At 74.3% G+C, this 24618-nt stretch carries 27 protein-coding genes and 2 pseudogenes; 10 read left to right on the top strand and 19 right to left on the bottom strand.

The features are described 5' to 3' along the window. Positions 1–10 precede the first annotated feature (10 nt). From ACPCK6_RS20760 to ACPCK6_RS20740, 5 genes are all read right to left on the bottom strand, one after another. The gene (locus tag ACPCK6_RS20760; RefSeq protein ID WP_423481943.1) at positions 11–3388 is read right to left on the bottom strand and encodes an ATP-binding protein; all 3378 of its coding nucleotides are present in this window, start codon (positions 3386–3388) and stop codon (positions 11–13) included. 42 nt (positions 3389–3430) lie between these two features. Then, complete coding sequence (locus ACPCK6_RS20755) at positions 3431–3838, bottom strand: hypothetical protein (RefSeq protein WP_396880091.1); 408 nt, start codon at positions 3836–3838, stop codon at positions 3431–3433. Then, positions 3835–4095: a class I SAM-dependent methyltransferase gene (locus ACPCK6_RS20750; protein ID WP_091418956.1), complete on the bottom strand. Its 261-nt coding sequence runs from the start codon at positions 4093–4095 to the stop codon at positions 3835–3837. The genes ACPCK6_RS20755 and ACPCK6_RS20750 overlap by 4 nt, the downstream gene beginning before the upstream one ends. Before the next feature lie 13 nt (positions 4096–4108). Further along, entirely contained in the window at positions 4109–4822 is a 714-nt protein-coding gene (locus ACPCK6_RS20745) for a hypothetical protein (RefSeq protein WP_423481942.1), read from the bottom strand. A 158-nt stretch (positions 4823–4980) separates the two neighbouring features. Then, a complete protein-coding gene (locus ACPCK6_RS20740; protein WP_423481941.1) occupies positions 4981–5370 on the bottom strand; it encodes a globin in 390 nt (129 codons plus the stop codon). Between the two features lie 115 nt (positions 5371–5485). Here ACPCK6_RS20740 and ACPCK6_RS20735 point away from each other — a divergent pair, with 115 nt between their 5' ends. Further along, positions 5486–6052, top strand: a complete 567-nt coding sequence (locus ACPCK6_RS20735; RefSeq protein WP_396880088.1) for a snapalysin family zinc-dependent metalloprotease — start codon at positions 5486–5488, stop codon at positions 6050–6052. 27 nt (positions 6053–6079) lie between these two features. Here the strand turns inward: ACPCK6_RS20735 and ACPCK6_RS20730 are convergent, their stop codons facing one another. From ACPCK6_RS20730 to ACPCK6_RS20710, 5 genes are all read right to left on the bottom strand, one after another. Beyond that, a complete protein-coding gene (locus ACPCK6_RS20730; RefSeq protein WP_423481940.1) occupies positions 6080–7123 on the bottom strand; it encodes a hypothetical protein in 1044 nt (347 codons plus the stop codon). Further along, positions 7120–8469: a hypothetical protein gene (locus ACPCK6_RS20725; RefSeq protein ID WP_423481939.1), complete on the bottom strand. Its 1350-nt coding sequence runs from the start codon at positions 8467–8469 to the stop codon at positions 7120–7122. The genes ACPCK6_RS20730 and ACPCK6_RS20725 overlap by 4 nt, the downstream gene beginning before the upstream one ends. Next, positions 8466–8771, bottom strand: a complete 306-nt coding sequence (locus ACPCK6_RS20720; protein ID WP_423481938.1) for a DUF6403 family protein — start codon at positions 8769–8771, stop codon at positions 8466–8468. The genes ACPCK6_RS20725 and ACPCK6_RS20720 overlap by 4 nt, the downstream gene beginning before the upstream one ends. Before the next feature lie 54 nt (positions 8772–8825). Continuing rightward, on the bottom strand, positions 8826–9029 hold the full coding sequence (locus tag ACPCK6_RS20715) for a hypothetical protein (RefSeq protein WP_281600474.1): 204 nt from the start codon (positions 9027–9029) through the stop codon (positions 8826–8828). A gap of 75 nt (positions 9030–9104) precedes the next feature. Beyond that, positions 9105–10397: an AAA family ATPase gene (locus tag ACPCK6_RS20710; protein WP_423481937.1), complete on the bottom strand. Its 1293-nt coding sequence runs from the start codon at positions 10395–10397 to the stop codon at positions 9105–9107. 168 nt (positions 10398–10565) lie between these two features. Here ACPCK6_RS20710 and ACPCK6_RS20705 point away from each other — a divergent pair, with 168 nt between their 5' ends. After that, positions 10566–11333: a hypothetical protein gene (locus ACPCK6_RS20705; RefSeq protein ID WP_423481936.1), complete on the top strand. Its 768-nt coding sequence runs from the start codon at positions 10566–10568 to the stop codon at positions 11331–11333. Positions 11334–11365: 32 nt separating this feature from the next. On the opposite strand, the gene ACPCK6_RS20700 is transcribed toward ACPCK6_RS20705, so the two are convergent. The 3 genes from ACPCK6_RS20700 to ACPCK6_RS20690 form a co-directional block, all read right to left on the bottom strand. Further along, entirely contained in the window at positions 11366–12193 is an 828-nt protein-coding gene (locus ACPCK6_RS20700; RefSeq protein WP_423481935.1) for an SAM-dependent methyltransferase, read from the bottom strand. Positions 12194–12426: 233 nt separating this feature from the next. Next, the gene (locus tag ACPCK6_RS20695; RefSeq protein ID WP_423481934.1) at positions 12427–12807 is read right to left on the bottom strand and encodes a GIY-YIG nuclease family protein; all 381 of its coding nucleotides are present in this window, start codon (positions 12805–12807) and stop codon (positions 12427–12429) included. Positions 12808–12827: 20 nt separating this feature from the next. Further along, the gene (locus ACPCK6_RS20690; protein ID WP_423481933.1) at positions 12828–13028 is read right to left on the bottom strand and encodes a hypothetical protein; all 201 of its coding nucleotides are present in this window, start codon (positions 13026–13028) and stop codon (positions 12828–12830) included. Between ACPCK6_RS20690 and ACPCK6_RS20685 the strand changes: the two are divergent. Beyond that, a pseudogene (locus tag ACPCK6_RS20685) lies at positions 13005–13478 on the top strand (DUF3427 domain-containing protein); the annotation flags it as partial. The gene ACPCK6_RS20690 and the pseudogene ACPCK6_RS20685 sit on opposite strands and share 24 nt — an antisense overlap. A 28-nt stretch (positions 13479–13506) precedes the next feature. Here ACPCK6_RS20685 and ACPCK6_RS20680 read toward each other — a convergent pair. Then, positions 13507–13974 carry a hypothetical protein gene (locus ACPCK6_RS20680; protein ID WP_423481932.1) on the bottom strand — a complete coding sequence of 156 codons (468 nt, stop codon included), beginning with the start codon at positions 13972–13974 and terminating at the stop codon, positions 13507–13509. Further along, positions 13971–14537, bottom strand: coding sequence for an anthrone oxygenase family protein (locus ACPCK6_RS20675; protein ID WP_423481931.1), 567 nt, complete (start codon positions 14535–14537; stop codon positions 13971–13973). The genes ACPCK6_RS20680 and ACPCK6_RS20675 overlap by 4 nt, the downstream gene beginning before the upstream one ends. 170 nt (positions 14538–14707) lie before the next feature. Here ACPCK6_RS20675 and ACPCK6_RS20670 point away from each other — a divergent pair, with 170 nt between their 5' ends. Beyond that, positions 14708–15877: a sensor histidine kinase gene (locus tag ACPCK6_RS20670; protein ID WP_423481930.1), complete on the top strand. Its 1170-nt coding sequence runs from the start codon at positions 14708–14710 to the stop codon at positions 15875–15877. Continuing rightward, positions 15874–16536 (top strand): response regulator, encoded by a 663-nt coding sequence (locus ACPCK6_RS20665; protein WP_423481929.1) that lies wholly within the window; start codon positions 15874–15876, stop codon positions 16534–16536. Before ACPCK6_RS20670 ends, ACPCK6_RS20665 begins: the two co-directional genes overlap by 4 nt. Before the next feature lie 22 nt (positions 16537–16558). On the opposite strand, the gene ACPCK6_RS20660 is transcribed toward ACPCK6_RS20665, so the two are convergent. Next, entirely contained in the window at positions 16559–18718 is a 2160-nt protein-coding gene (locus ACPCK6_RS20660; RefSeq protein ID WP_423481928.1) for an MMPL family transporter, read from the bottom strand. 112 nt (positions 18719–18830) lie between these two features. Between ACPCK6_RS20660 and ACPCK6_RS20655 the strand changes: the two genes are divergently transcribed. The 3 genes from ACPCK6_RS20655 (at position 18831) to ACPCK6_RS20645 (ending at position 21031) form a co-directional block, all read left to right on the top strand. Further along, positions 18831–19781, top strand: a complete 951-nt coding sequence (locus ACPCK6_RS20655) for a hypothetical protein (protein WP_423481927.1) — start codon at positions 18831–18833, stop codon at positions 19779–19781. 117 nt (positions 19782–19898) lie between these two features. After that, positions 19899–20264, top strand: a complete 366-nt coding sequence (locus tag ACPCK6_RS20650) for a VOC family protein (RefSeq protein ID WP_423481926.1) — start codon at positions 19899–19901, stop codon at positions 20262–20264. Between the two features lie 32 nt (positions 20265–20296). Further along, on the top strand, positions 20297–21031 hold the full coding sequence (locus ACPCK6_RS20645; protein WP_423481925.1) for a YqjF family protein: 735 nt from the start codon (positions 20297–20299) through the stop codon (positions 21029–21031). A gap of 41 nt (positions 21032–21072) precedes the next feature. Here ACPCK6_RS20645 and yidD read toward each other — a convergent pair whose 3' ends face one another. Next, on the bottom strand, positions 21073–21444 hold the full coding sequence (yidD, locus tag ACPCK6_RS20640; protein ID WP_334466188.1) for a membrane protein insertion efficiency factor YidD: 372 nt from the start codon (positions 21442–21444) through the stop codon (positions 21073–21075). A gap of 120 nt (positions 21445–21564) precedes the next feature. Between yidD and ACPCK6_RS20635 the strand changes: the two genes are divergently transcribed. Beyond that, positions 21565–22425: an AraC family transcriptional regulator gene (locus tag ACPCK6_RS20635; RefSeq protein ID WP_396880071.1), complete on the top strand. Its 861-nt coding sequence runs from the start codon at positions 21565–21567 to the stop codon at positions 22423–22425. On the opposite strand, the gene ACPCK6_RS20630 is transcribed toward ACPCK6_RS20635, so the two are convergent. Further along, positions 22422–23693 carry an aminoglycoside phosphotransferase family protein gene (locus tag ACPCK6_RS20630; protein WP_423481924.1) on the bottom strand — a complete coding sequence of 424 codons (1272 nt, stop codon included), beginning with the start codon at positions 23691–23693 and terminating at the stop codon, positions 22422–22424. The two genes, ACPCK6_RS20635 and ACPCK6_RS20630, sit on opposite strands and share 4 nt — an antisense overlap. A 108-nt stretch (positions 23694–23801) precedes the next feature. Here ACPCK6_RS20630 and ACPCK6_RS20625 point away from each other — a divergent pair, with 108 nt between their 5' ends. Then, positions 23802–24371: a hypothetical protein gene (locus tag ACPCK6_RS20625; RefSeq protein ID WP_396880069.1), complete on the top strand. Its 570-nt coding sequence runs from the start codon at positions 23802–23804 to the stop codon at positions 24369–24371. 6 nt (positions 24372–24377) lie between these two features. On the opposite strand, the pseudogene ACPCK6_RS20620 reads toward ACPCK6_RS20625, so the two are convergent. Then, a pseudogene (locus ACPCK6_RS20620) lies at positions 24378–24618 on the bottom strand (hypothetical protein); the annotation flags it as partial.

The following is a 24618-nucleotide window of genomic DNA, read 5'->3' as shown; positions in this document are numbered from 1 at the left end:
ACCTCGTCGGTCAGAGCCGCCAGGGCACCGGCTCGGCCGGCCGGTAGCGGCAGGCGCCGCCGGTGGTGACCGACTCGCGCAGGTGCGCGGCGAGCGCCGGATGCCGCTCGTCGATGCGGCGCAGGGTGTCCCGGATCCGCCCGGTGACCGCCTTGCGCGCCCGTTCCGCCTGGTCACCGAGCCGCCGGTCGCGCCCGGCCAGCCCGGCGGCGGCACGCAACTGGTTCAGCAGCGCCGCGCGCTCGGCGTCCAGCTCGGCCAGCCGCCGAGCGTCGTCCCGGGCCGCCGCCCGGTCGATCTCGTCGTCGAGCCGCCGCAGGTGCCGGCGGTAGCGGGCCTTCGCCTCGTCGTCGAGCACCGGATCGGCGCCGAGGCGGCGCGCGGCGACGACTTCCGGGCCGGCCGCCGGGTCGAGCAGTTCGACGGCGGGCACGTCCGTGCCGGGACGGCTCAGCAGCAGGCGCAGGTCGTGCAGCCCTTTGGCGTCGGGCAGGTGCACCACGACGCCGTCGTAGGCGAGGCGCCACACCGGCCCGTCCGGACGGAACTCGGGCCGCACCACGTCCGCGCCGGGGTCGGGCGGCCGTGCGCTCCCGTGCACCACACCCGCCCGGGACAGGCCCGACGCGCCCCGCCGGCCGGGCGGCGACGCCGCGACGGCCAGGGCCGGAACACCCGCGCCGAGCCGGGCCGCCACCGGCGCGACCACCGCGGACGCCGCCGCCGGGGCGGGATCCGCCGCACCCAGCCGCTCCACCACCTGGATCATCCCCAGCGACCGCGCCTCGGCCACCGTCTCGGCCCGCAGTCGCCGCGTCTCGGCCGCGTCGCCCGGCCCGTGACGCCCGGCGAGCGCGCCCACCAGAGCGGCCCGGGCCAGCACCGACCAGGGCCGGGCGCCCAGCCGGTCGGCGGCGTCCCGGGCCGCCGTGTAGCAGTCGACCGCCTCGTCCCACCGGCCCTCGGCCGCGTCCACACCGCCCAGCCACAGGTCGACCGGGCCGACGATGTCGCAGCCGAACAACGCCGCCGCCCACTGCCCGCGGTGCGGGGCCAGGTCGGCCCGCACCGCCGCGCACCGCGCCGGGTCGCCGTCCGCTGCCGCCGCCTGCGCCCGCAGGCGCAGCCACAACGGCGACACCGACCGGGGGTACGCGGTGCCCGCGGCCTCGATCGCGGCGGTGAGCCTCAGCACCGTGGCCGCGTCGCCGCGCTCGGCGGCGGTGATCGCCCGGAGCAGCTCGGCCTGCGGGTGCCCGGCGCCCACCCGGTCGAGCACCGCCTCGGCCTCGGCGAGGCGGCCGTACAGCAGCAGCATCGACCAGCGCATGTGGTGCGTCATGAACGCGTGGTCGGAGTGCCCCGGCTCGCGGTAGCTCTCCGCTTCGGCGAAGCCCGCCTCGGCGGCGGCGAGGTCGCCCTGGAAGGCGGCGATGATGGCGGTGTCCGCGATCGCCGCCACCCGCTGCCGGGCCACGTCGTCGCGCCGCGCGCCGGCCACGAACGCGGTCAGCTCCTGCCGGTAGCCCGGATCGCCCAGCTCCAGCAGCGCGACCCAGCGCAGCGCCGTGGCCCACAGCTCGGTCTCCCGGTCGCCGCTGCGGCGGGCCACCTCCCGGATCTCGGCGGTGACCACGGCCCGCTCCTGCGCGGTGCCGAGCCCCCATGTGGTGTCGTGGCGGGCCCACAGGCTGAAGGTGAGCGCCTCGTCGTCGCGGCCGTGCCGGGCGAGCGTCTCGGTGGCGGTGATCAGGTCGGTGACCAGCGCGCGTACCGGCCGTTCCGGGTCCGGCTCCGCGATCGACCGCCGGTACGCCTCGCGGACCAGCTCGGCGGCGTCGAGCCGGCGGCGGGTGGCGGAGTGCTGCCGGTGCGCGATGAGCGCCACCCGGGTCAGCACGCCGGGATCGGGCAGCTCCCGGGCCAGCGCGGCGGCCTCGGCCAGCAGCCGCTCCACCTCGGCCGGCGGGCCGGCGTGGTGCAGCAGCCCGGCCAGTTCCAGCAGCACCCGGACCCGTCGGCCGGGCTCGCCGGTCAGTTCGAGCGCGCGCCGGTAGTGCCGTACCGACTCGTCCACGGCGATCCGGCCCCCGGCGTCGCGGGCGGCGGCCAGCAGCAGGTCACCGGCGCGTTCCGGGTCCAGCTCGGCGCCGGCCAGCCAGGCGTGCCGGGCCAGGTGGGCCGGGCTGAGCGCGCCGGCGAGCGCGTCCGACCGGTCGGCGGCCCGGACCACCGCCGCGTGCCGGGCCCGCCGTTCGTCGTCGGCCAGCCCGTCGTAGAGCGTCTCGCGGACCAGGTCGTGCACGAAGACGAACCGGCCGCCGTCGCGGGGCAGCACCAGCCGGGCCGCGGCGGCGCGGCCGAGCAGCCGGTCGACCTGCGCGACCGGAGCGGGTACGCAGGCCGCGAGCGTCCGCCCGTCGAACTCGCGGCCGAGCACGGCGGCAACCGTGAGCGCCTCGACCACTCCGGCGGGCAACTGGTCGAGCCGGCGGCGCACCACCTCCCGTACGCCCGGGGCGACGGTGTCGGTCAGGCCGTGGGTGTGCCAGAGCCGGGCGGTCTGCTCGACGAAGAACGGATTCCCGCCGGTGCGCCGGTGCACCTCGTCGACGAGGCTCGCGCCGGGCTCCCGGCCGGCGGTGCGGGCCATCAGCGCGGCCACCTCGGCGCGGCCCAGCCCGGCGAGCGTGACGGTGGTGGCCTTGGCGGTGAGCGGCAGCAGCCACTGCCGCAGCGGGTGGTCGCCGGATTCGACTTCGGCGTCCCGGTAGGTGCCGATCAGCAGCAGCCGCTCGAACCAGGCGTGCTGGGTGACGAACTGGAGCAGCCGCAGCGACGCCGGGTCGGCCCAGTGCAGGTCGTCGAGGACCACGGCGACCGGCCGGTGCTGGGCGACGGCGACCAGGGCGGCGGTCACCGCGTCGTGCCTGTCGAACTCGGCCCGGCCGGCGTCACCGGGCTCGGCCGCGTCACCGGGCTCGGCCGGGTCGCCGGGCTCGGCCGGGTCGCCGGGCTCGGCCGGGTCGCCGGGCTCGGCCGGGTCGCCGGGGGCGCGCTCGCCGAGCAGTGCCGCCAGGCCCGCGGCGGCCGCCTCCCGCACCCCGCGCGGGTCGTCGGCGGACCGGGCCAGCCGGCGCAGCACCTGCACCCAGGGCCAGTAGTCAGGGGCGGTGTCGGAGTCCCAGCAGGCGGCGCCGAGCACCAGCGCCCCGCTGCGGCGGGCCTCGTCGGCGGCGGCCGAGACCAGCGTGGTCTTGCCGATGCCCGGCTCGCCGGTGACCAGGACGAGACCGCCGTGACTGTCGACCAGCCGGGTCACCTCAGCGCGCAGCAGCGCAGCGGGATGCTCCCGCCCGATGAGGTGTTGGCCGAACCGCGGCTCCATGACCTCACGACGCTAGCCGAAGGGTCCGACAAGGAGGAGCCCTCAGAGCCGCGCGTCGGTCACCACGTGCGCGCACGCCGGGCAGGCGGCCGGTCCCTGTTCGGCGAACCACCGGCAGGTACGCCGGATCGCGCACTTCGGCAGCGTCTCCTCCGCGGGCGGGGCGGTCTCGGCGTACGAGGCGGCCATCCGGGCGCCCAGGCCGCAGTGCGAGCCGGTCCAGAAGCCACAGGACGACGTGACGCACGGGCCGGCGAGCCGGGCCCGCGACTCGATCGGCTCGTCGGAGTCACCGAGCCCGGCGAGCGCCACCTCGGCCGGTACGGCCGGGGTCACGTAGGCCACCCGGCCCGCCGGAGTGATCATGCCGAGGAACACCGTGGCGTTCGACGCCGGGGTGCTCGGGCACATCCGCTCCGGCGTGCCGGCCGGCGGGGCGGCGTCGGTCACCGCTGGATCCAGAACCCGATGTCGTTGATCTTCTGCCCGAGGTCCTGGGCGAACGGACCGTCGATGACCCAGAGGCCGTACCACTCGGGACGCAGCTTGATGTTGCCGTGGCCGACGGTCAGCGGGTTGGTCAGCCTGGCGTCGGCGGTACGCAGGGCGGCCAGGCCGGCCTTCTGGATCTCCGCGGCGATCAGGGTCTGCTGCTCGGGGCTCAGGTCGACGCCGTCGACCACGAAGCGGAACTCGTTGCGGGCCATGTGCTACCTCCGGTCACTCGTACGATTCGGTGCCCAGCCCGCGACGCAGGCTGGTGCGGGTGAAGGCCGCCCAGCCGGCGTGCGAGGCGGCGTCGGTGCGGTGCCCGGCGCGGGCGAGCACCCGGGCGGCGTGCTCCGCCCAGCGGCCGGCGGTCGCCGCCGTGTCGCCCCACAGTTCGCGGCAGGCCGCGACGGCGAAGGCGACCTGTTCCGGCGCGCCGGTGAACCCGGCGGGTCCGTCGGCGACCCGGATGGTGCCGTCCGGGCGGACCCGCACGCTCGGGAAGTGGTGGTGCAGGCTGGCCAGCGTGGCCAGGTGAGTGGCGTCCCGCCGGCCGGCGGCGAAGCCGGCGCGCAGCTCGTCGTCGCGGCGGTGCCGGATCCCGTGCAGCACCAGCGCGTCGCCGGCCGCCTCGATCCGGGCGACCACCTGCACCGGCACGCTCCAGGCCGCCGGCGAGTTCGCCGACCAGAACGCCAGCCAGGCGGCGAGCCGGGCGTGGAAGTCGGCCTGGACGGCGACCGGGAGCGCGGATCCGTCGGGTGCGCGCAGCGCGGCGGTGGCGATGCGGTCCCGGGAGACGAGTGGCGTCGCGGGGCGGCCCGGCGCGGCCGCCGAGGCACCGGTGGTGGTGGCGACGGCCAGGCCGGTCACTGTGACCGCAGAGGCCGCCGCCGCGCCGGCGAGCAGTCGCCGACGGTCGAATGGGTGTCCGTTGTCGTTCATCGTCGGCCCTTCGTCGACGGCAGTGGACCGACGCTATCGACCGGAAGCGATCAGAAAAACACCCTGTGTGACGGGAGGTCGACAGGAAACCCGGGGATACCCGGCGGCGTGAACGACAGTTCCTGTGCCCGGTTCACGCCACCCGGCCGGACGGGCGGTCAGGCCCGGAGCAGCCCGGCCACGGCCCGCTGCGCGTCGACGACTGTCGCCGCCGGCAGGTCGAGCGTCCAGAGTGCCGCGGCCAGGTAGTCCAGGACGCGCCAGCGCTGCTCTCCGGTGAGCGGCGGGCGTCGTGGTCCACCGACGACCGGTCCGCCGGCGTCCGCGGGCACGCCGTCCGGGCTCCGCCGCGTACCGCCCAGCGCCGCGTCCAGCCGGGCGGTGAGCAGCGCGGCGAGCCGGCGGCGGTCCACCCCGATCAGGTACGGCGCCAGCTCCGCGTCCGCAGCGATCAGCCGCAGCCAGCGGTGCACCGCGGCGCGCACGGCGACCGGGCCGAGCCGTTCGCAGGGCTCGCGGGGACAGGTCACCAGCTCCGTGGTCCGCACGACCAGGGGTACGGATGATCGAGCCCGGTCAGTTCACCGCAACCCTTGATATCGATGAATACCTATCTATAGGCTGGCGGCGTTCCGCTCACCCCCATCCCAAGGAGTGTGAACCATGCGTAAGCCCAAGCTGTCCCGGATCCTCGCCACCCTCGCGGCCGCGACGCTGGCAGCAGTAGGCGCGGTAGCCGTCAACCCGGCTCCGGCCTCCGCCGCCGTCCGCAACGTCTGCTACAACATCAGCCAGGCCGGCCCGTTCGCCAACACGGCGGTGCAGGCGGCGGCGATCTGGAACAACTACACGAACAACATCAACATGGCCCAGTGCGGGTCCAACCTGCGGATCACCTACACCTACGGCGGCGGCTCGTACGCCCAGCGCACCAGCCTCGGCAACGGCCGCGTGGTGATCGACTACTACCAGGCCCAGCAGTACTCGCCGCTGCGCATCATGACGCACGAGATCGGCCACATCCTCGGCCTGCCGGACAACTACAACGGCAACTGCGCCATCCTGATGTCCGGTGGCAGCGCCGGCACGAGCTGCACCAACCCGTACCCCAGCTCTGCCGAGGCCGCCCGGGTCGACTCGCTGTTCGGCTTCGCCGTCCGCAGCGCGACGCCCGCCCAGGTCTTCACCGGCAGCTGGCCGGCCGCCTCGACCGTGGGCGCCCAGCGCTGACGACGCCGTGACGACGGGGTCGGCGGATCACCGCCGGCCCCGTCCGCGCGTCCGGCCCTTCCCCGTCGTCGCACCGGCCGCCACCTTGTCCGGCTTCCGGCCGCCCGCGCGGTCCGCACGCCGGCCCGACGCGGCGTCGTCGGCGAGGTCCGCCGCGCGGCGGCTCAGCTCCTCGACCCGCTCCCGGAGCCGGCGCACGGCCCCGGCGTCGTCGTCCACCTCGGACACCTCGTCGAGCAGGCCGACGTAGTCGGCGGCCAGCCGGCGATGCGCCGGGGCGACCGGCCCGGCGTACCCGTCCAGGTCGATGATCTGCTGGGCGAGGACAGCGGTGGCGGCGCCGAGCGCGGCCCGCTCGTCGGCGCGCGCGTCCCGCCCGGCCCGGCGCGCGTCGGCCAGCCGCCCGGCCCGCCGGCCGCCCAGCCACAGCACCGCCGCACCGGCGACGACCCCGGCCACCGCGCCGCCGGCCAGCAGATACCGGGGCAGCGACGGGCTGATGGTACGGGCGCCGTCAGGCACCAGACCGGCCCGGACCAGCCGGTCGTAGTTGAGCACGATCACCTTCAGCGCCTCGACCGGCCGGTCCACGAACGCGTCGGCGCCCCGGCTGATCGTGGTCTCGGCGACCATGGCCCGCCCGAGGTCACGAGGGCCGTCACCGCCGAGGCGGGAGCAGCCGTAGGTGTCCCAGTCCCCGTCGTCGCCGCTCATCGCCAGCACCAGCGTGCCCTGGGTGGCGCGTTCCGTGTCGTCGCACGCCTCCCGCAGGTCGGCGCCCGGCTCCATGATCAGCACCACCAGCCGCCGGTTGCCGATGACCCGTTCGGCGGCGGCCCGGTCCAGGTCCACGCCGGGCGCCGCGTAGACAGACGAGCCGCGTACCTGCCGGGCCGCCGGGCCGTCCAGGATGCCGCCGGTCCACAGAGCCCAGCCGGCCAGCGCCAGGCAGGCGAGCACCGCGCGGCCGAACGCCGTACCGACCAGGCGGCCCAGCAGCCGGCGCGGGCCGGTCGCCACCGCGCCGCGCGGGGCCGCCGTCCGCTCGGGACGCGTCGCGACGCGGCTCACGACAGCCTCGCCCGCAGGTAGACGTCCGGCCGGTAACCGGGCATCCGCACGTCCCGGGCCACGTCGTCCAGCTCGGCCGCCGCGTCGGCGAGCAGTTCGCGTACGTGCCGGTCGGGCAACCCCTCGTCGAACGCGTCCCGGGCCGCCCGCAACCGGCCCACGCCCCGGACCAGCGCCGGGTCGCTGCGCGCGTCCGTCAGGAGCGACAACTCGACAGCCAGCGCGGAGAGCCCGGCCAGCCGGGCCGGCGTACCACCGGGACCGACGTCGGCCGGGCGGCGGCCGGCCCCGCGCACGGTACGGATGGACAGCACCACGAAACCCGCCACGCACGCGGCGAAGAGCCAGGGCAGCGCCGGCAGCGCCACCCGCAGCGGGTCGAACGGCCGGTACGGCAGCGGACGGTCGAACAGCCCCGCGTACCGCACGTCGGTGACCTGGGCCAGATACGCGCCGAGCACGTTCTGCTGCGGATAGGCGTACCGGCCGATCCGCCCGCCGGCCTGGGCGTAGAAGGCCGCTGCCGCCACCTCGGCGAATTCCGCAGCGCCCGGACCGTGGTACTCGATCCAGTCGCCGTACATCACCACGAACGGCTGGTCCGGGGCGAGCCGGTGCAGCGCCGGCCCGTACGCGGGCAGCGGCTCCCCGTACGGCTGGGCTGGCAGCACCACGAACCAGGCGCCGTCCGGGAACGCGGTTCCCGCCGCCTTCTCCGGCAGGCGGGTCAGCGTGGCGCCGGGGCCCACATACCGGCCGGTGGCCCGCAGCGCGGTGACCATCGGGGCCAGTTCCGGGCCGGTCGGTTCGCGCCAGCGCAGGTCGTCGCGGTCCGGCGGGGTGGGCTGGTCGTGCAGCGTCGCCAGCAGCGTGAGCAGCGCGCCGGTCACGTCGTGTGTGGCGAACCGGGCCCGCCAGCCCGGCAGGTCGTCCGGCGACGCCACGTAGAGGCCACCGCTGACCTCCGTGCCGACGATCCGGATCTCCGCCTTCTCCACGTCCTTGACCCGCCGGCGTTCGGCCTCGTCCAGGCCGGGCGGGGCGACCAGGATGCGGGTGCCCCGGTCACCGATGGCGGCCCGGACCCGCTGCTCGTCCCAGCGCGCGACAGCCCCCGGCAGCCGCACCACCGGCTCGGCCGCGACCAGCGCCGTCATCTCCTCGACCGAGGGCACGCTCGCGTCGCTGAGTTCCCCGGCCGAGCCCTCCGGCAGCGCGGCGGTCGACGGGGAACGCCCGTAGCTGACCTCGACGCTCTGCCGCTGCGCCACCAGGAACACCACGAGCACCGCCGCCGCGGCGGCCAGCAGCGACCAGCGCAGCAGTTCCCGCCGTACCCTCGTCATCGCCCGGCCCGCCACAGCTCGTCGGCGCGGCGGGCGTGCTCGGCCGCCGCGCGGGCCGCGTCGGCGCCGCCGCGTCCGGCGGCGAGCAGCTCGGCGCGGGCCAGCAGCCGCTCGGCCTCCGGCACCGTCGCCGGGGACGCGTCCCGGCTGACTGTCGCGTCGTGGATCGCCGCCCGCGCCGACGACCAGGCGACCCGCCGGCCCTCGGCCCGGACGCGGCGCCGGGGCAGCGACACGGCGAGGAAACCGGCGGCCACCGCCACCAGGGCCCCGCCCAGCCACTGCAGCACACTCGCGGTCATGATCCCTGTCTAACGCACCGCCGCCAGCGCCGCCCGCCGAGGGGGCGGTGCGACCTACGACGACCGGCCTTCGTTGAAACCCTCGATGAAGCCGCCCGCGAAGCCGGAGACGACGCATCCGGCACAGCACAGGATCACCAGCAGCGCCGGCACCGTGACCCACAGGACGATCGCCCACCTGCTCATCCCCTCGCTCGGCTGCTCCACGTACGCCGGCGGGTAGTACGGCTGCTGCTGGTAGGGGTCGTGAGGATGCATCCGGCCATCGTGCCCACCGGCCGCGAGCGCCGGAAGATCCGAACGGTCCGCCGATCCTGCCGCGACGGCCCCTCGTCACGCCCGGTGGGCATCGAGGTGGGTCAGCACCGTCTGGTTGGCCTCCCAGCCGTCCGGGAACTTCACCGGCACGTCCAGGTGCACCCGCTCGGTCGACGGGTACGCGTCGAGCAGCTCACCGATCCCGGCGCGCGCCACCACCACGCAGGCGTGCCGGTGCCGCGACGCCAGCACGCACAGCCGGCCCGACTCCAGGTGGAACGCGGTGGCGTCGCGCCGCCCGGAGAGCGGGTGCAGCACGATCGTCAGGTCGTACTCCCGGCCCTGGAGCCGGTTGGCGGTGTCCACCGTGATGCCCGCCCCTGCCGCGCCCAGCCGGGACCGGATGGCCGCGACCTGGTCGCGGTGCGCGGCCCCGACGGCGATCCGGTCCGCGGTGACCGGCGCGCCGCCCGGCGCGGCCTCGCTGACCGCGACCGCGCCGCGCGCCAGCACCCGCAACGCCAGCTCCGCGCAGGCCGCGGCGGCTTCTCCATCGGTACGCACCGTGTGCCGGGCCGGCAGCTCGTGCAACGCCCAGCCGGTCGCGGCGGCCAGCTCGACCGACGCGTCGTAGGCGTCACCCGCGCCGGGCCCGGTGAACGTCAGCGCCCGGTCGGCCGGGCCGGTCCCGGCGCGGAACCCGGTGAACGGGTAGAACGCGGCGGACACCACAGGTGCGGCCGAGTCGGGCAACCGCCACGACACCGGCAACCGGTGCACCGGCAGCTCCGGGTTGTGCCGCAGCAGCGTGGCCACCGCCGACTGCATCGGATCCCAGGTCAGGCCGGTCCAGCGGAACGTCTCCACGGTGCTGAACGGATCGAGCTGCCCGGGGTCACCGACGAACAGCGCCCGCTCGAACCGTCCCGCCACGCGCAGCAGCGCGTCAGCGCGCATCTGGTACGCCTCGTCCACGATCGCCCAGGGCCAGCTCCCCTCGGTGACGGTGGCCCACTTGGCCGCCGTACCGATGGTGACCGCCGGGCCGCGCAGGTCGGCGACCTTCGCCGCGACCCGGACCGCCGGGTGGGCGGTGACCCGCTCGGTGGGCCGGTAGTCGGTCGCGGAGAGCCGCCCGACGCGCAGCTCCGGCGCCTTCCGGCCGAGCCGGTCGATGAGGTCGTCGACCTGCTCGTTGGTCTGCGCCACGATCATCAGCGGGTCGCCGGTGGCGGCGGTCTCGATCGCGGCGCGGACGACGAGGGTCGACTTCCCGGCGCCGGGCGGCGAGTCCACGACGACGCCGCGGTGCGTACCGTCGCGCAGATCCCGCAGCACACGCTGGATCACCTGCTCCGCTTCGTGCAAGGAAGGGCCCCCTTTTAACGTCTCCGGTAGAGGCGGGGCCCCTTCTTAACACGCCCCCGGGCAGGGCCGCGCGCCGCCGCCAGGAAGATCGCCGCCTGCTCCATCGATCACCTTGCGCCCGGCTGTCACCCTCTCAGTCACCAGGGACGGGGAATCGCGGGTCAGACGATGGATCTTCACCGCAGTCGCGCCGGTCTGGTCGTCGGCGTCGTCATGCTGCCGATCGGTTTCTGCATGGTGTTGTCCGGGCTGACCGGCAGCACCCTTCGACTGGTCGGCGGGCTCATCGTCGGCGGGCTCGTCATGCTCGTCGGCACTGCAGGCATCGTCGAGGCGGTCCGGCCGTTCCGGTTCCACATCGGCTTCGACGGCTTGACCGTCCGGACGGCCGGACTGAACCGGCTGCTGCCCTGGGCGGAGATCGACCACCTGGTCCTGGACCAGCAACCTCCGGGGCTGTCCGACAAGAGGATGCCGTCGCCGTTGCTGCTGCTCGTACCCGCCGCCAGGTCGACCCTCGACCTTCCACTGACACACCGCAGCCCGTGGGACGACCGGCCCTGCCTGGTCCTGCTCGACGTGCACGACGTCCGGGAGAAGACGGATCAGGTGGCCGCCGCCCTCGCCCGGTACGGCGGCAGCCGTTTCACCGACCACCGCGAGATCGTCCGGCAGCGGTTCGACTCAGCCGACTTCCCGATCGAAGCGCGCGGATACGACAGGGATGCCGTCGACGCCCTCGTGCAGCAGGGCCGGCAAGCCCTGCGGTCGGAGGATCACCTGCTGCGCCTCGCGACGAAGGTTCAGGTCGAGCGGGCCCTGCTCGAGTTGCCGCTCATCGCCCACGGCTACTACCGCGCCCGGGTCGACGCGTTCCTGCGGGACCTGTCCACCGCCTTGGCACGGTTCGAGGAGGGCGACGAGGAATCCGGCTGACGTGCCCGCACCCACTGGCGGCTCCGTACCGCCTAGGGTTTGCGGGCGAGCAGCCCGACGAACGTGTGGTACGTGTCGGTCTGCTGCTGGGCCGGCGCGTCCGGGTCCGGACGCCACTCCGCAAGCGGCACCAGGCCCGGCTCCAGCACCGTCAACCCGTCGGCGAAGGCGAGAATCTCCTCGTCGGTACGCCAGCGGCCGGTGCCCAGCGACTCGTTGAACACCCGCTCGACCTCGCGGGCCTTGCGGGAGCCCTCGGGATCCCGCTCACCCGGGTCGCGGAAGTGCGAGATCGCGACGTAACTGCCGGACGGCAGCGCGTCGATCAGCGCCGCCGCCACCGATCGCGGGTTCTCGTCGTCGCCGATGTGGTGCAGGATCGCGAACAGCAGCAGCCCGATCGGGCGGTCGAAGTCGAGGAACCGGCGGACGTCCGGGTCGTTGAGGATCTCCTCCGGCTCCCGGATGTCGGCCTGGATCACCGTCGCGGTGCCCTCCGCGGCGAGCAGCGCCCGCCCGTGCGCCAGGACGATCGGGTCGTTGTCCACGTACACGACGCGGGCGGCCGGGTTGTGCTCGATCGCGACCTCGTGCACGTTGCCCTGGGTGGGCAGGCCCGAGCCGATGTCGAGGAACTGGTCGATGCCCGCCTCGGTCACGAGGTAGCGGATCACCCGGCGCAGGAACGCCCGGTTCGCCTGACCGGCGGCCGGCCCGTCCGGCGTGATCCGCAGGGCGTGCTCGGCGACCTTCCGGTCGACCTCGAAGTTGTCCTTGCCGCCCAGGAAGTAGTCGTAGACCCGGGCCACGCTGGGAACGGTGACATCGATTCCGGGCGGTGCGGCCTTGTCGCGGGTCACTGGCGTCTCCAGACTCCGTGGGCGGTTCCGGGCGTTTTCGGGGAGTGTAGCGACCGTACAGGGTGGATGGTCGCCCCCTTTGGGATCGCTCCCAGCAACCCCGCCCGTCACCAGCACGTTCGCCGCACGACACGCCGAGGGCTCGGTGTAAGGAAGGGCCCCTTATTAACGCCTCCGGTAGAGGAAGGGACCCTTATTAACAACGGCACCGACGCGGAGCACGGCCCGTACGCCTAGCGTGAGCGGGGCACCTTGCGGTTGAAGCGGGGACGCAGCGCCAGGACCAGTGCTTCCTTCGTACCCTCGGGGTTGTCGGTTTCCTGCCAACGGACCTCGCACCGCCCCAGCCACCGGGCGATGTCATCGCGGGTCGCGGCCTGGGCCGGTGTGTCGAGGAGCTGGCCTACCTGTTTATGCAGCACGGACGAGTCGCGGTTGCCGGTGAGGTGCTGCCGCAGCCGGGCGCGCAGGTTGCCGGTGTGGCCGACGTACACGATCTCACCGCCGTCGAGCACCAGGTGCACGCCCGGCGCCGCCGGCGCGTCCGCGACGACATCCTTCATGTACGGCAGGGGCGGCATGAACGCGGCAAGCAGTTCTACGGTGTCCGGCACGCCGGGGACGGTACCGGCAGTCAGCGCAGCTCTGTCACCCCACACGGCCCGTCGTGGCCGTCCCGAAGTCCGCAGCGCCCACCGCCGGGAACCTGCACGTCGCACCAGACCCGGTACCGCAGGTGCTGGGCATCCTCCTCGCTGAGCGTCGTCTCGCCGAAGTCGAGGGCATCCAGGTGCCCAAGTGACCGGCCTCCGACCAGGTACCTCTGCGGGTGCATGCCCGCTACAGCCGCAACGAGGCGTGCGCCGCATTCGGCATGACCAATCCAGGCTCGCTGCGCGAGGGCGTCAAGTGGCTGCCCGACGAGCGAGCGGATCTGTTCTTCGTCACGCTCGTGAAGTCCGAGGAGCACTACTCGCCCACCACCATGTACGCCGACCGCGCCATCACCGACCGGCTGTTCCAGTGGGAGTCGCAGAGCACCACGTCGTCGGGTTCGGCGACTGGACAGCGATACGTCAACCACGTCGCGCAGGGCTCGACGGTGCACCTGTTCGTCCGCGAGACGAAGATCGCCGACCGTGACCTGGGCGCACCGCCGTACCTGTACGCGGGGCCGATGACGTACCGGGAGCACAGCGGCGACCGGCCCATGCGGATCCTCTGGGAGTTGCGGCATCCGCTTCCCGCCGACATGTACGCCGCCGCTCGGGCGATAGCCGCCTGAGCTAGGAGGATGCCGTCCGCTCGCCAAGTCAGGCGAGCGGACGAGAGGTGTCGGCCTGCTCACAACGTCGGGCTGGCAGCACCCGCGACAACAGCACCGCCACCCCACCCGCGATCACTCCGACCATCGCGCCGGTGAACAGGCTCGACATCACCGCCGCAGCCCGCAACAACGCCTCCCGCGCCCCCGGCTCCAGCCCGGCCAGCCCCGGCGCGTCCATCCCCAGCGACGAGTCCCAGAACACCTGGTGGCCGGCCGCCAGGAACACCCCGTACAGCGCCCCGATCACCACGATCGTCAGGAACGGTCGCGGCGGCCGCCGCCACAGCACGGCGGCCACCCAGCACAGCGGCGGCCCGACCGCGAGCAGCGCGGCCACGACAGTGCCTTCCGGCACGACGTCCAGGTCGTGCAGGGCCACGCGCGGGGCGGCCAGCGCGGCCAGGGCGACCAACGCCGGCCAGGAGAACCCGAGGGTACGGCGACCCGCGCTCATCGCGTCACCTCCGCCGACCCGGAGTCAGGCGACGAAGCCGGCACCGCAGCCGACGCGGGAGCCGGAACGGACGCGGTCGAGCGCACGAAGCGCAGCAGCGCGACGAACGCCAGGACGGCCGTCACCGCACCTCCGGCGAAGCGCACCCAGTGACCGGCGACGAACTCGGCGGCGACCTGACGTAGGTACTCCGCGGAGTGCGTCCCGGGCGGGTCGACGAACATGATCTCGTTGCGCGGCCAGAAGAAGACCGCGGAGAACAGGAACTCGCAGACGACGAACACAGCCGTGGCGCCGGCGACCCACCAGCGCAGCCGCCGGTCGCGCCAGGTGAGCAGCGTGGCGGCGACGCTGCTCAGGATCACCGACGCGCCGAGCGGCGGGAAGTAGTCGTGCGGGCCGCCGTGGACGAGGAACTCACGGGCCCGGTCGAGCGAGGCGGGCGCGTCGTTGAAGATGTTCGGGTAGAGCATGACGGTCTCGGCGGCGACCCCGCCGAACGACATCATCGATGCCCAGATCATGACAATAAGGGCGAACCAGGTCAGTCTTGTACGTACCACGAGGTTTCTCCTCACGTTTCGGGGACGCCATCGACGCTAGGCCGGACGCTCTCGGCCGTCGTCCGCGTGGCCGCGCGACCGGATGTCGCTTCTCGGCGTACGCCTCGGGGTCGTCCCTGACGCCTGCGGACGACAGCGGTGAGGGTCCGCGCGGACCTAGGCTCGAAGGCGTGCCCGACACCTCGCCCACCCGCGCCGACGTGCTGCTCGCGGCGGCCACGCTCGGCCTGATCGTGGTGGCCGTGGCGGCCGACCGGCCCTCGCCCGGCGGCGCGGCGCTCGCGGTCGTGGTCGGCGCGGTGCTCGGCGGGCTGGTGCTGTGCGCCAGGCGGTGGCCGCTGCCGGCGCTGCTGGCCGCGGCGGTCGTGATCCTCGGGTACTACGCGCTGGACCTGCCGCCGGTCGGGGTGGCCGCCCCGGCCGCCGCCGTCCTCTACCGGGTGTCCGAGCGCGGGCGTGTCGGCCCGGCCGCCGTGGTCGCCGGGAGCCTGCTGGCCGTGTCGGTGGTCGCCCGGCTGGCCGAGGGGGACGACATCGCTGTGGTCGTCGGTACGGAACTCGGCTCCGAGGCGGCGTTGCTGCTCGCCGTCATCGCCCTCGGTGACGCGGTACGCAACCGCCGGTCGCTGCGGGCGGCGCTGGTCCGGCAGGCGGTCGCGGCCGACGAGGAGCGGCACCGGGAGGCGGCCCGTCAGGTCGAGGCGGAACGGCTGCGCATCGCCCGGGAGGTGCACGACACGCTCGGGCACACCATGTCGGTGATCACGTTGCAGTCCGCCGTCGCCCGGGAGGCGCTCGCCGACAGCGATCCGGCGCAGGCGGAGGACGCGCTGGCAGCGATCCGATCGGTGAGCGGCAGCGCGATGGCGGAGCTGCGGGCGACGCTCGGCACGCTGCGCCGCGAGCCCGGGCCACGGGAACCGGTCCCCGGATTCGATCAGCTCCCGGCGCTCGTGGACGGCGTACGCCGGGGTGGGCTGGCGGTCGACCTGCGGATCGAGGGTCCGGTGGACACGCTGCCGGCGGTGGTGGGCAGCACCGTCTACCGGGTGGTGCAGGAGGCGCTGACGAACGTCCTGCGCCACGCCGACGCCACCCGGGTCACCGTGGTTGTGCGCGCCACGCCCGGCCGGCTCGCGCTGGAGGTGGTGGACGACGGTCGCGGCGGCCCGCCCGCCGGGGACGGGACGGGCCAGGGCCTGCGCGGCATAGCCGAGCGGATAGCCCTGCTCGGCGGCACCGTCGAAACCGGCACGATCGAAACGGGCAGCGCCGAACCCGGCACGAGCGGCGGCTTCCGGGTGTCGGTCCACCTGCCACTGACGGGAGTCGCCGCGTGAGCCCGATCCGCGTCGTTCTCGTCGACGACCAGCACCTGGTCCGCACCGGCCTGCGCGCGCTGCTCGACCGGACGCCGGACATCGAGGTGGTGGGCGAGGCGGGCGACGGCGGCAGCGGCCTGGCGGTGGTACGGGAGCAGCGGCCCGACATCGTGCTGATGGACGTCCGGATGCCCGGCGGCGACGGGCTGGAGGCGACCCGGCGGATCCTGACCGACCCGACGCTCGACGGTGTGCAGGTCGTCATGCTCACCACGTTCGACGACGACGAGTACCTGTTCGAGGCGATCCGCGCCGGGGCGGCCGGTTTCCTGCTCAAGGACACCCCGCCCGACGCCCTGCGGGACGCGGTCCGGACGGTGGCCGGTGGCGACGCGCTGCTCTCCCCCGCGGTGACCCGGCGGGTGCTCGCCGCGGCGGCCCGTTCACCGGTGGCCGACCCGGCGCGGCTGGCCGGACTGACCGCACGGGAACGGGACGTGCTCGCGCAGGTGGGTGCCGGACGATCGAACACGGAGATCGGGCAGGCGTTGTTCCTCAGCCCTGAGACCGCGCGCACCTACGTGAGCCGGCTGCTCCAGAAGCTGAACGCGCGCGACCGTGCGCAGCTCGTCGTCATCGCGTACGAGAGCGGGCTGGTCCGCCCCGGCGAGGGCTGAGCCGCGCCGGGGCGGGTCACGGTCAGGTCGACGCCGCGTCCGCCGGCTCGGCGGCGGCGTGCCGGCCGCCGCCGTTGCGCCGTTCGTCGCCGTGCCCCGGCCACCACGCCTTGTGGCCGATCAACCCGGTCAGCGCCGGCACGAAGAACATCGACATGACGAACGCGGACAGCACGATCCCGATCGCCACCGCGAAGCCCATCTGCTGGAGGAACGAGATCGGCGCGAGCATCAGCACCCCGAACGTGCCGGCCAGGATCAGCCCGGCCGCGGCGACCGTGGGGCCGGCGTGTTCCACCCCGATCGCGGCGGCCTGGTGCGGTTCGTGGCCCTCGCGCGCCTCCTCCCGGAGCCGGGCGATCATCAGGATGTTGTAGTCGGTGCCGATCGCCACCACGAACAGATAGAGGATGATCGGCAGCTGGAACGTCACGCCCGGGTTGCCCTGGAGCCCCTGGAACACGTAGACGGTGGCGCCGAGCGTGGCGGCGAAGTTGAGCAGCACCGCGATAACCAGGTAGACCGGCGCGACGAGGCTGCGCAGCAGCAGCGCCAGGATGATCGCGATCAGGAGTGCGGCGACCGGCAGGATCACCGACAGGTCCCTGTTGTTCGCCGAGTTGATGTCCGCGAAGATCGCCGTGGTGCCGCCGACGAGCGCCCTGGTGCCCGGCGGAGCCGCCTCGTGCACCGCCTTTCGCAGGTCGTCACGCACGAGCGTGATCGCCTCGTTGGACATCGGGTTCTCGTTCAGCAGCAGGCTGATCCGGGCGACGCTCGGGTCGGTGGCGCTGCGCTCCGGCGGCTGCGCCTGCCCGACGCCGGGTGCCCGCGCCGACGCGGCGGCGAAGTCGTTCACCTGCTGGTCGGTGAGCGGGGTGCCGTTGCCGGTCGTCAGGTAGACCTCGGTGGGCGCGAGCGCCCCGGCGGCGAACCCCCGCTGGAGGTCCTGGGCGGCCCGCGCCGACTCGGTGTCCTGCGGGAAGCCGGCGCCGAAGTCGTAGTCGGCCTTGTAGCCGAGCACCCCGGCGGCGAGCGCGACGAGCAGCGCTCCGGAGGCCGCTGCCACGATCGCCGGGCGGCGGCCGACCACGGCGCCGAGCCGCCGGGACAGGGTCGCCTTGGGCGGGCGCTGCCACGCCTTCGACGGCCAGAACACCCACCGGCCGAGCAGCGACACGAGCGCCGGGATCAGGGTCAGCGAGGTGACGAGCATGACGCCGACGGCGATGGCGAGCGCCGGGCCGAGCGAGCCGAAGAAGCCGAGCGAGGCGAGCAGCAGCACCAGGAACGCCACGATGACCGCACCGGCGGCGGACGTGATGACCTCGCCGACCCGCTGTACCGAGACGACCATCGCGGTGCGTTTGTCGTCGCCGGCGCGCAGCCGCTCCCGGTAGCGGAACAGCAGGAAGAGGATGTAGTCGGTGCCGATGCCGAACAGCACGATCAGCAGGATGGTCTGCAGATCCTGGCTGACGTTGAGGTCGAACGCCTTGCCGGCGGCGGCGACCAGCCCGGTGGTGACGGACATGACGACGCTGATGACCACCACCGGCAGCAGCGCGGCGATCGGGCTGCGGAAGATGATCAGGATCAGCCCGATGATGAGGACGATGGTGGCGACACCGACGACGGCGAACGCCTCGTTGAACGTGTCCTCGTTGTCGACGAAGCTCGCCACGTCGCCGGCCACCCCGGCGGTCAGGCCGCTGCCGGCCAGGTCCGGCCCGAGGGCGGCGCGCAGGTCGCGTACCGCGTCGAGCAGGCCCGGGTCGTCGGGGCTGTCGGCGTCGAGACCGACGGTGACCACCTGCACCGACTTGTCCGGCGCGACGGCCTGCGGGCCGGTGAGGTAGCCGGAGGTCTGCGGGATGTTCCTGGCCTTGAGCGCGGTGGCGAGTTGCCCCACGCGGGCCTCGTCGGCCGGGGTGAGCGGTTTGCCGTCGCTGCGTTTGACCACGACGGTGGCGGTGGCGGTGGCGGCCTGCGGGAACGACTTCGCGGCCAGCTCGGTGGCCTGCACCGACTCGTAGGAACGCGGCAGGAAGCTCTCCTGGTCCGCGGAGGTGATGTCGCTCAGCGAAGGACTGGCGGCGATGATCGCGATCGCGGCGACGACCCAGCCGCCGATCACCCACCAGGCCTTGCCCACGACGAATCTGCCCAGGCGCTCGAACATCGTTTCCCCCGTGTGTTCGGCTGTGTCGCACGCGATCCTACGCTGCGTTAGCAATCCCTTTCGGACGGCTCGCGGACTTTCGTCGATGATCCGGGTGGTCGAGGATCGACTGATGAGTGCGAGGCTGCCCGGTCCCGGAGTGCTGACGGCCTGGCTGGTGGCGACGGCGCCGGCCCCACTGGTCGTCTACGAGTGGACGCACAGGTGGGAGGAGAAGCAGCCGCTCTCGACCGCACTGTGGTGGCCCGTACTCGCGTCACCGCTGCTCGCCACCGTGCTCGCGGCCCGGCAGCCCCGGCGGCCCGCGGTGGCCCTGGGCGTGTCCACGCTGGTCGCGACGGCGCTTCTCGCGTTGTCACTGGCGTTCTTCCGGTGGGTCGTGCCGCTGACCGGCGAGGCCCGCTGGGGGCGGGCGCTGCTCGGCGGCGCGGCGCTCGCGGTGGCCGGTGCGCTGATCGGGTACGCCGCCGGCGGGCGTCTGCCCCACCGGGCCCGCCCGGCGTCGCGTCGCGGCTATCTGGTCGGCGGGCTCGCCGTCGTGTTCGGCGCGCTGCTGGCGCAGTCCGCGGTACGGCTCGGCGCCGAGGACAGCACGATCGGGCACCCCCCGCACGAGTACGGCGGCGTCGGCCCGTACGCGACGTCGGCGGATCGGTTCACGGCACCGGCCGCCGGGGCGTACGCGATCTTCGCGCTGGGTTTCTCCCCGGCGGACCCGGACTGCCGGGTCACCGGCGGCGGCTCGGAGGTCCGGGCGGCCGAGCCGGTCTCCGTCCCGCCGGGCGACTACGGCAGCGACGCCGCCGTCTATTCCTGGGTGGCGACCGTGCGGGTGCCGACACCCGGTACGTGGACGCTTGACTGCCGCACCGACGACCCGGAGGCGTCCTACGTGGTGGGTGACGTGCCGGAGATCCGGGGCGCGGTGGGCGAGGTGATCCACTGGCCGGTGGGCGTGATCTGGCTGCTCGGCGCGGTGCCCGGCCTGCTGATCGTCGCGGACACCGCCCGGCGACGACGCGCGCCCCGCCCGGCGGTCCTTACCGCCGCCGGAAACACATAGAGGCAGAACCACCGAGCCCGGGCGCTCGACGATGGCGGCGCGACGCAAACCGGACGGCGGAAGTGTCGTAGGGGGCTCGTAGCCTGGCGCGGTCATCGACGATCGCAGGGAGGCGACGTGCTCGACCACTTCTCCGTAGCGGTACGCGACCTGGAGGCGAGCGGCGCCTTCTACGACACGGTGCTCGCCCCGCTGGGCGGGCGTCGGCTCATGGAGCCCGGCCCGATCGGCTACGGCGTCGACGCGCCCGACTTCTGGGTGGAGCCAGCACCCTCTGGCGCCACGCCGGTGCCGGTGCACATCGCGTTCACCGCGGCCGACCGCGCGACGGTGCGGGCGTTCCACGACGCGGCTGTCGCGGCCGGCGCGGAGGTGCTGCACGCGCCGAAGGAGTGGCCGGAATACCACGCCGCCTACTACGGCGCGTTCGTCCGCGACCCGGACGGCAACAACGTCGAGGCGGTCTGCCACCGCCCGGAGTGACTCCCGGCGCGTCCGGGAGGCAGGATGGACCGGTGGAGATCGAGCCGGTCGAGCACGCTCCCGTACGCGCCATCCGCCGGGCCTGGCTGGCGCAGCGCTGGCACGATCTCGCCTTCCTGCACTGGGCGGTACCGCCGGAACGGGTGGCGCCGCTGCTGCCCGCCGGCACCCGGCCGGACACGCTCGACGGGCTCACCTACGTGGGGCTGATCGGGTTCCGGATGGTCGGGCTGGGTCTCGGCCGTGGCCCGGGCGTGCCGTACTTCGGCACGTTCTGGGAGACGAACGTCCGGCTCTACTCCGTCGACGGTTCGGGGCGGCGCGCTGTCGTGTTCCGCTCGCTCGACGCGTCCCGCCTGGTGCCGGTGCTGGTGGCCCAGGTGAGCCTGCGTCTGCCGTACAAGTGGTCGGCGATGCGGCTGGACCGGTCCGGTGACACGCTCACCTACCGCTGCCGCCGCCGCTGGCCCGGTCCGGCCGGCGCGACCAGCCGGATGGCGGTACGCGTCGGCGCGCCCATCGCCGAGCCGACGCCGCTGGAACACTTCCTGACCGCCCGCTGGGGCCTGCACACCCGGGCGTACGGCCGCACCCGCCACCTGCCGAACTGGCATCCACAGTGGCCGCTGCACCGCGCCGAACTGCTGCACCTGGACGACGAGCTGATCACCGCCGCGGGCCTGCCCGCACCGGACGGGCCGCCGGTGAGCGTGCTCTACTCCCCCGGCGTACCTGTCGTCTTCGGCGGCCCCACGTCGGTCGGATGAGCGCCGGCCGACGCGCGAGGCGCACCGGCGGGCGATCGGCGTCAGCGCAGCGGGTCGTGGGTGCCGTGCGGGACGTCGGGACGGCATCGGCGTACCCGGTCCGCGGCCATCCGGCCACCCACCGCCAGCCCGTACCGCTCCACCGCGGCGAGCCCGTACGCGCTGCACGTCGGCGTGTAGCGGCAGGTCGCCGGCCAGCGGTGCGACAACCAGCGCCGGTAACCGAGGATGGCGGCCCGGCCGGCCCGGTCCACGGCCGGCCGCCGGACGACGCCCGCCGTCACCGAGCCGAGGGTGAGCAGCATCGAGAAGAGGCCCAGGTCGCAGCAGCCCGGACCGTCACAGGTGGGCACGTCGCAGTTGCACCAGTCCCGGCTCTTCTTTTTCTTGTGGTGCCGCTTCCGGAAGATCACCACGCCATGATGCGACACGCCCGCCAGTGTCGATGAGGCGACCGGACCGGGTCGGGTGTGATCGGGTCGGCGGTCGGCCGGGAACCTAGCGTCGAAGGCGTCACCAGGAGGGAAGAACGGGTGCTGGATCGGCTCAACGCCGCACTGGACCACCTCGAACAGCGGCTCGACCAGCCGCTCGACGTGGCCGAGTTGGCCCGGATCGCCGGCGTGTCGGAGCACCACTTCGGCCGGCTGTTCTCGGCGCTGGCCGGGCTGCCGCTATCGGAGTACGTGCGCCGTCGCCGGATGACGCTGGCCGGGGCCGACGTGCTCGCCGGCCGGGAGTCGCTGCTCGACGTGGCGGTCCGCTGGGGGTACGGCTCGAACGAGGCGTTCGCCCGCGCGTTCCGGGCCGTGCACGGTGTCGGGCCGACGCAGGCCCGGCAGGCCGGTGCGGTGCTGCGGTCCCAGCCCCGGATGTCCTTCCGGCTCGTCGTCGAAGGGAACACCAGCATGGACTACCGGATCGTGACCAAGGACGCCTTCCGGCTCGCCGGGTTGACGGCGCGGGTGCCGCTCGTACACGAGGGGATGAACCCGCACATCGTGGCGTTCGTCAGGGGCATCGACCCGGCCACCGTCCGCCGCATCGAGGCGCTGTCCGACCAGGAGCCGCGCGGGATCGTCAACGTCAGCGCCGAGCTGGCCGGTGCCCGGGACGAGGGCGCGGAGCTGGACTACTGGTACGCGGCGGTCACCGGCGCGGACGTGCCGGACGACCTGCGCAGCCTGCCGGTCGAGGCCGGCGACTGGGCGGTGTTCTCCAGTTCCGGGGCGTTCCCGGTGGCGGTGCAGCACCTGTGGCGGGCCGTGTTCACGTCGTGGTTCCCGTCCAACCCGTACGAGACCCGGCCGGGGCCGGAGATCTCCCGGGTCCGGGTCGCCGAGGACGGTGGCACCGCCGACGCGGAGCTGTGGATCCCGGTCCGCCGCGTCTAGAACGCCGCCGCTCGCGCCAGCGCGGCCGGCACGTCGTGCACGTGATACGGATGCTCGCCCGGCTCGATGGCGGCGAGGAACATCGCGTACACGGCGGCCAGCCGCAGCGGCGCGACCGGCCGGAGCAGGTCGACGGCCCGGCGCGGGTCGCTGCCGGGCACGTCGGTCCGCCACCGCCGCGCCCACGCGTCGACCAGCCGGGCGGCGGCGTCCGCGTCGACGTCCTCGGTGAGGCGCAGGATGTCGAAGGCGGGGTGGCCGGCGAACGAGTCCGCCCAGTCGATCACGGTCCGGCGCCGGTCGTCGCCGCGGACGTTGCCGGGGTGCAGGTCGCCGTGCACGAGCGTGTCCGGCAGGCCGCAGTCGCCGACCTGCCGCAACCGCCGATCGAGCCCGTCGAGCAGCGCGCTCGCGGCCGACAGGTCGTGCCCGAGCCGACCGACGGCGGCCGACACGTCGTGCCCGGCGAGCCCTTCCCGGATCCAGTCCGCCAGCCGCGCCCCGCGCAGGTCGGGCACCCCGGCCGCGACCAGCTCGTCGACGACCCCGCACGCCCGCAGTTGCACCGAGTGATGCTCCGCCGCGACGGCAGCCCGCTCGCGTTCCCCGGCCCCGTACCGGTCCTCCCCCGGCACGTCCGCCAGCAGCATCCGCCCCTCCCCGTCGGCGGCGAGCACCACCGGCCCGTTGATCAAGGAGTTCGTGTCACCAGGGAGATCGACATCGACACCAACTCCTTGATCACCGGGGAAGGCCAGGACTGTGGGCTCGTGGCGGGAGAACGGAGGGAGCTGCTTCAGCCACGTGGGCCCCTGGGTGGTGTCCAGGCGCCAGATGGCGGAGAGGTTCCAGGTGCGCTGCTGCGCCACCGCCGTCACCCGGCGGCCGAGCCGGCGCAGCTCGCCGGTCGCCCACGCGACGCTGCGGGCCGGACCGCCGGCCTCCGCCCACGGCTGGCGCAGCGGATGCGGCGCGAGGTCCACGGTCACCGGTTCCAGGGGTACGCCGAGCGCGTTCCCAGCCGGTTCCAGGGGTACGGCGGGAGCGTCGACCACCTGCGCCAGGTAGCGGACGTGGCCGCCGGGAGGCGCGGGACGGTCGGCGTCGAGCAGCCGCAGCACGGCGACCTCCAGCCCGTAACGCCGCCGGACCGTGTCGACGATCGAGTGCACCTCCTGCCACCACGGCTCCGGCACGCCGAACGGCGGCAGCGCGCCGAGCGGACCGCCGGCGGCGTCGAGCAGGACCAGCGTGACGGTGCGGGACACGGCCGGACGGTATCCGGGCACCCCTACGGGGGGCGAGCGGATTGATCCGGGTCCGGTGCGGGACCGGACCCGGATGCCGCGCGCACCGGTGCGCGGAACGCTGAGGCGATGAGCCTCATCGATTCCCGCACACGCCCGTACCAGTGGGTGCGCCCGGTCGCCGTGGCGTCGGCGGCGCTGCTGCTCGGCTACGGCCTGCTGCGCCTGCTCGACCGACTGGACGGGCACAGCGACAAGGGCGCCTGGGCCTGGAACACCGGACACACCCTGTTCCTGCTCGGCGTGCTCGGTTTCGCCGCGCTGATCGTCGGGCTGCACGGCCTGCTGCGTACCCGGTCGTCGCGGTTGCGGACGCTCGACGACGTGGCCGCGCCGGCCGGCCTGGTCGGCGCCGCCGCCTTCGTCTGGGTGATCCTCGGTGACCTGTTCCCCCGCTTCGCCGAGGCGGTGCCCACGCCCGGCCTGGTGCTGTACGGCGGACCGCTGCTGTTCGAGCTGGGCCTGCTGGTGCTGCTGTACCGGGCGGCGGCGGTCCGGCTGCTGCCGGTGTGGGCGCCGGTGCTGGTGCTCGCCGGGTTCCTGGCGATCGCGGTGAACCTGAACCTGCTGCCCGTCGGGGCCGCGCTGGTGCTGGCCGGGCTGCTGCCGCTGCGTGTCACGCCCCGCCCGGTGGCCTGACCGCCGTCAGCGCCAGACGGTCCGGCGGAACCCCTTGTGGCCGGCGCACACGTCGCGCTGCCCGCCGGTGCGGCTCACCGCGCCGTCGCGGCACTGCACCAGCCAGCCCCGATCGGACCAGAACCCGGGTACGCACTCGAACCAGTCGCACACCCCGGCAGCCGGCCGGCGGATCCGCTGGCCGCCGCAGAAGTCGTACCCGAAGGGGTTCGCCGGGGCGCCGCAGCGGCGCTCGACCGGCGGCTGC

Source organism: Micromonospora sp. AB353 (assembly GCF_049538395.1).
GTDB lineage: Bacteria > Actinomycetota > Actinomycetes > Mycobacteriales > Micromonosporaceae > Micromonospora > Micromonospora aurantiaca.
Note: the sequence above shows the minus strand (reverse complement) of the source record. Positions and strands in the feature narration are given on the sequence as shown.

Coding starts and splice junctions, on each gene's coding strand:
- ACPCK6_RS20760 (WP_423481943.1), bottom strand. CDS start 3,388: ATGGAGCCGCGGTTCGGCCAACACCTCATCGGGCGGGAGCATCCCGCT.
- ACPCK6_RS20750 (WP_091418956.1), bottom strand. CDS start 4,095: ATGGCCCGCAACGAGTTCCGCTTCGTGGTCGACGGCGTCGACCTGAGC.
- ACPCK6_RS20745 (WP_423481942.1), bottom strand. CDS start 4,822: ATGAACGACAACGGACACCCATTCGACCGTCGGCGACTGCTCGCCGGC.
- ACPCK6_RS20735 (WP_396880088.1), top strand. CDS start 5,486: ATGCGTAAGCCCAAGCTGTCCCGGATCCTCGCCACCCTCGCGGCCGCG.
- ACPCK6_RS20725 (WP_423481939.1), bottom strand. CDS start 8,469: ATGACGAGGGTACGGCGGGAACTGCTGCGCTGGTCGCTGCTGGCCGCC.
- ACPCK6_RS20720 (WP_423481938.1), bottom strand. CDS start 8,771: ATGACCGCGAGTGTGCTGCAGTGGCTGGGCGGGGCCCTGGTGGCGGTG.
- ACPCK6_RS20715 (WP_281600474.1), bottom strand. CDS start 9,029: ATGCATCCTCACGACCCCTACCAGCAGCAGCCGTACTACCCGCCGGCG.
- ACPCK6_RS20705 (WP_423481936.1), top strand. CDS start 10,566: ATGGATCTTCACCGCAGTCGCGCCGGTCTGGTCGTCGGCGTCGTCATG.
- ACPCK6_RS20690 (WP_423481933.1), bottom strand. CDS start 13,028: ATGCACCCGCAGAGGTACCTGGTCGGAGGCCGGTCACTTGGGCACCTG.
- ACPCK6_RS20680 (WP_423481932.1), bottom strand. CDS start 13,974: ATGAGCGCGGGTCGCCGTACCCTCGGGTTCTCCTGGCCGGCGTTGGTC.
- ACPCK6_RS20660 (WP_423481928.1), bottom strand. CDS start 18,718: ATGTTCGAGCGCCTGGGCAGATTCGTCGTGGGCAAGGCCTGGTGGGTG.
- ACPCK6_RS20655 (WP_423481927.1), top strand. CDS start 18,831: ATGAGTGCGAGGCTGCCCGGTCCCGGAGTGCTGACGGCCTGGCTGGTG.
- ACPCK6_RS20625 (WP_396880069.1), top strand. CDS start 23,802: ATGAGCCTCATCGATTCCCGCACACGCCCGTACCAGTGGGTGCGCCCG.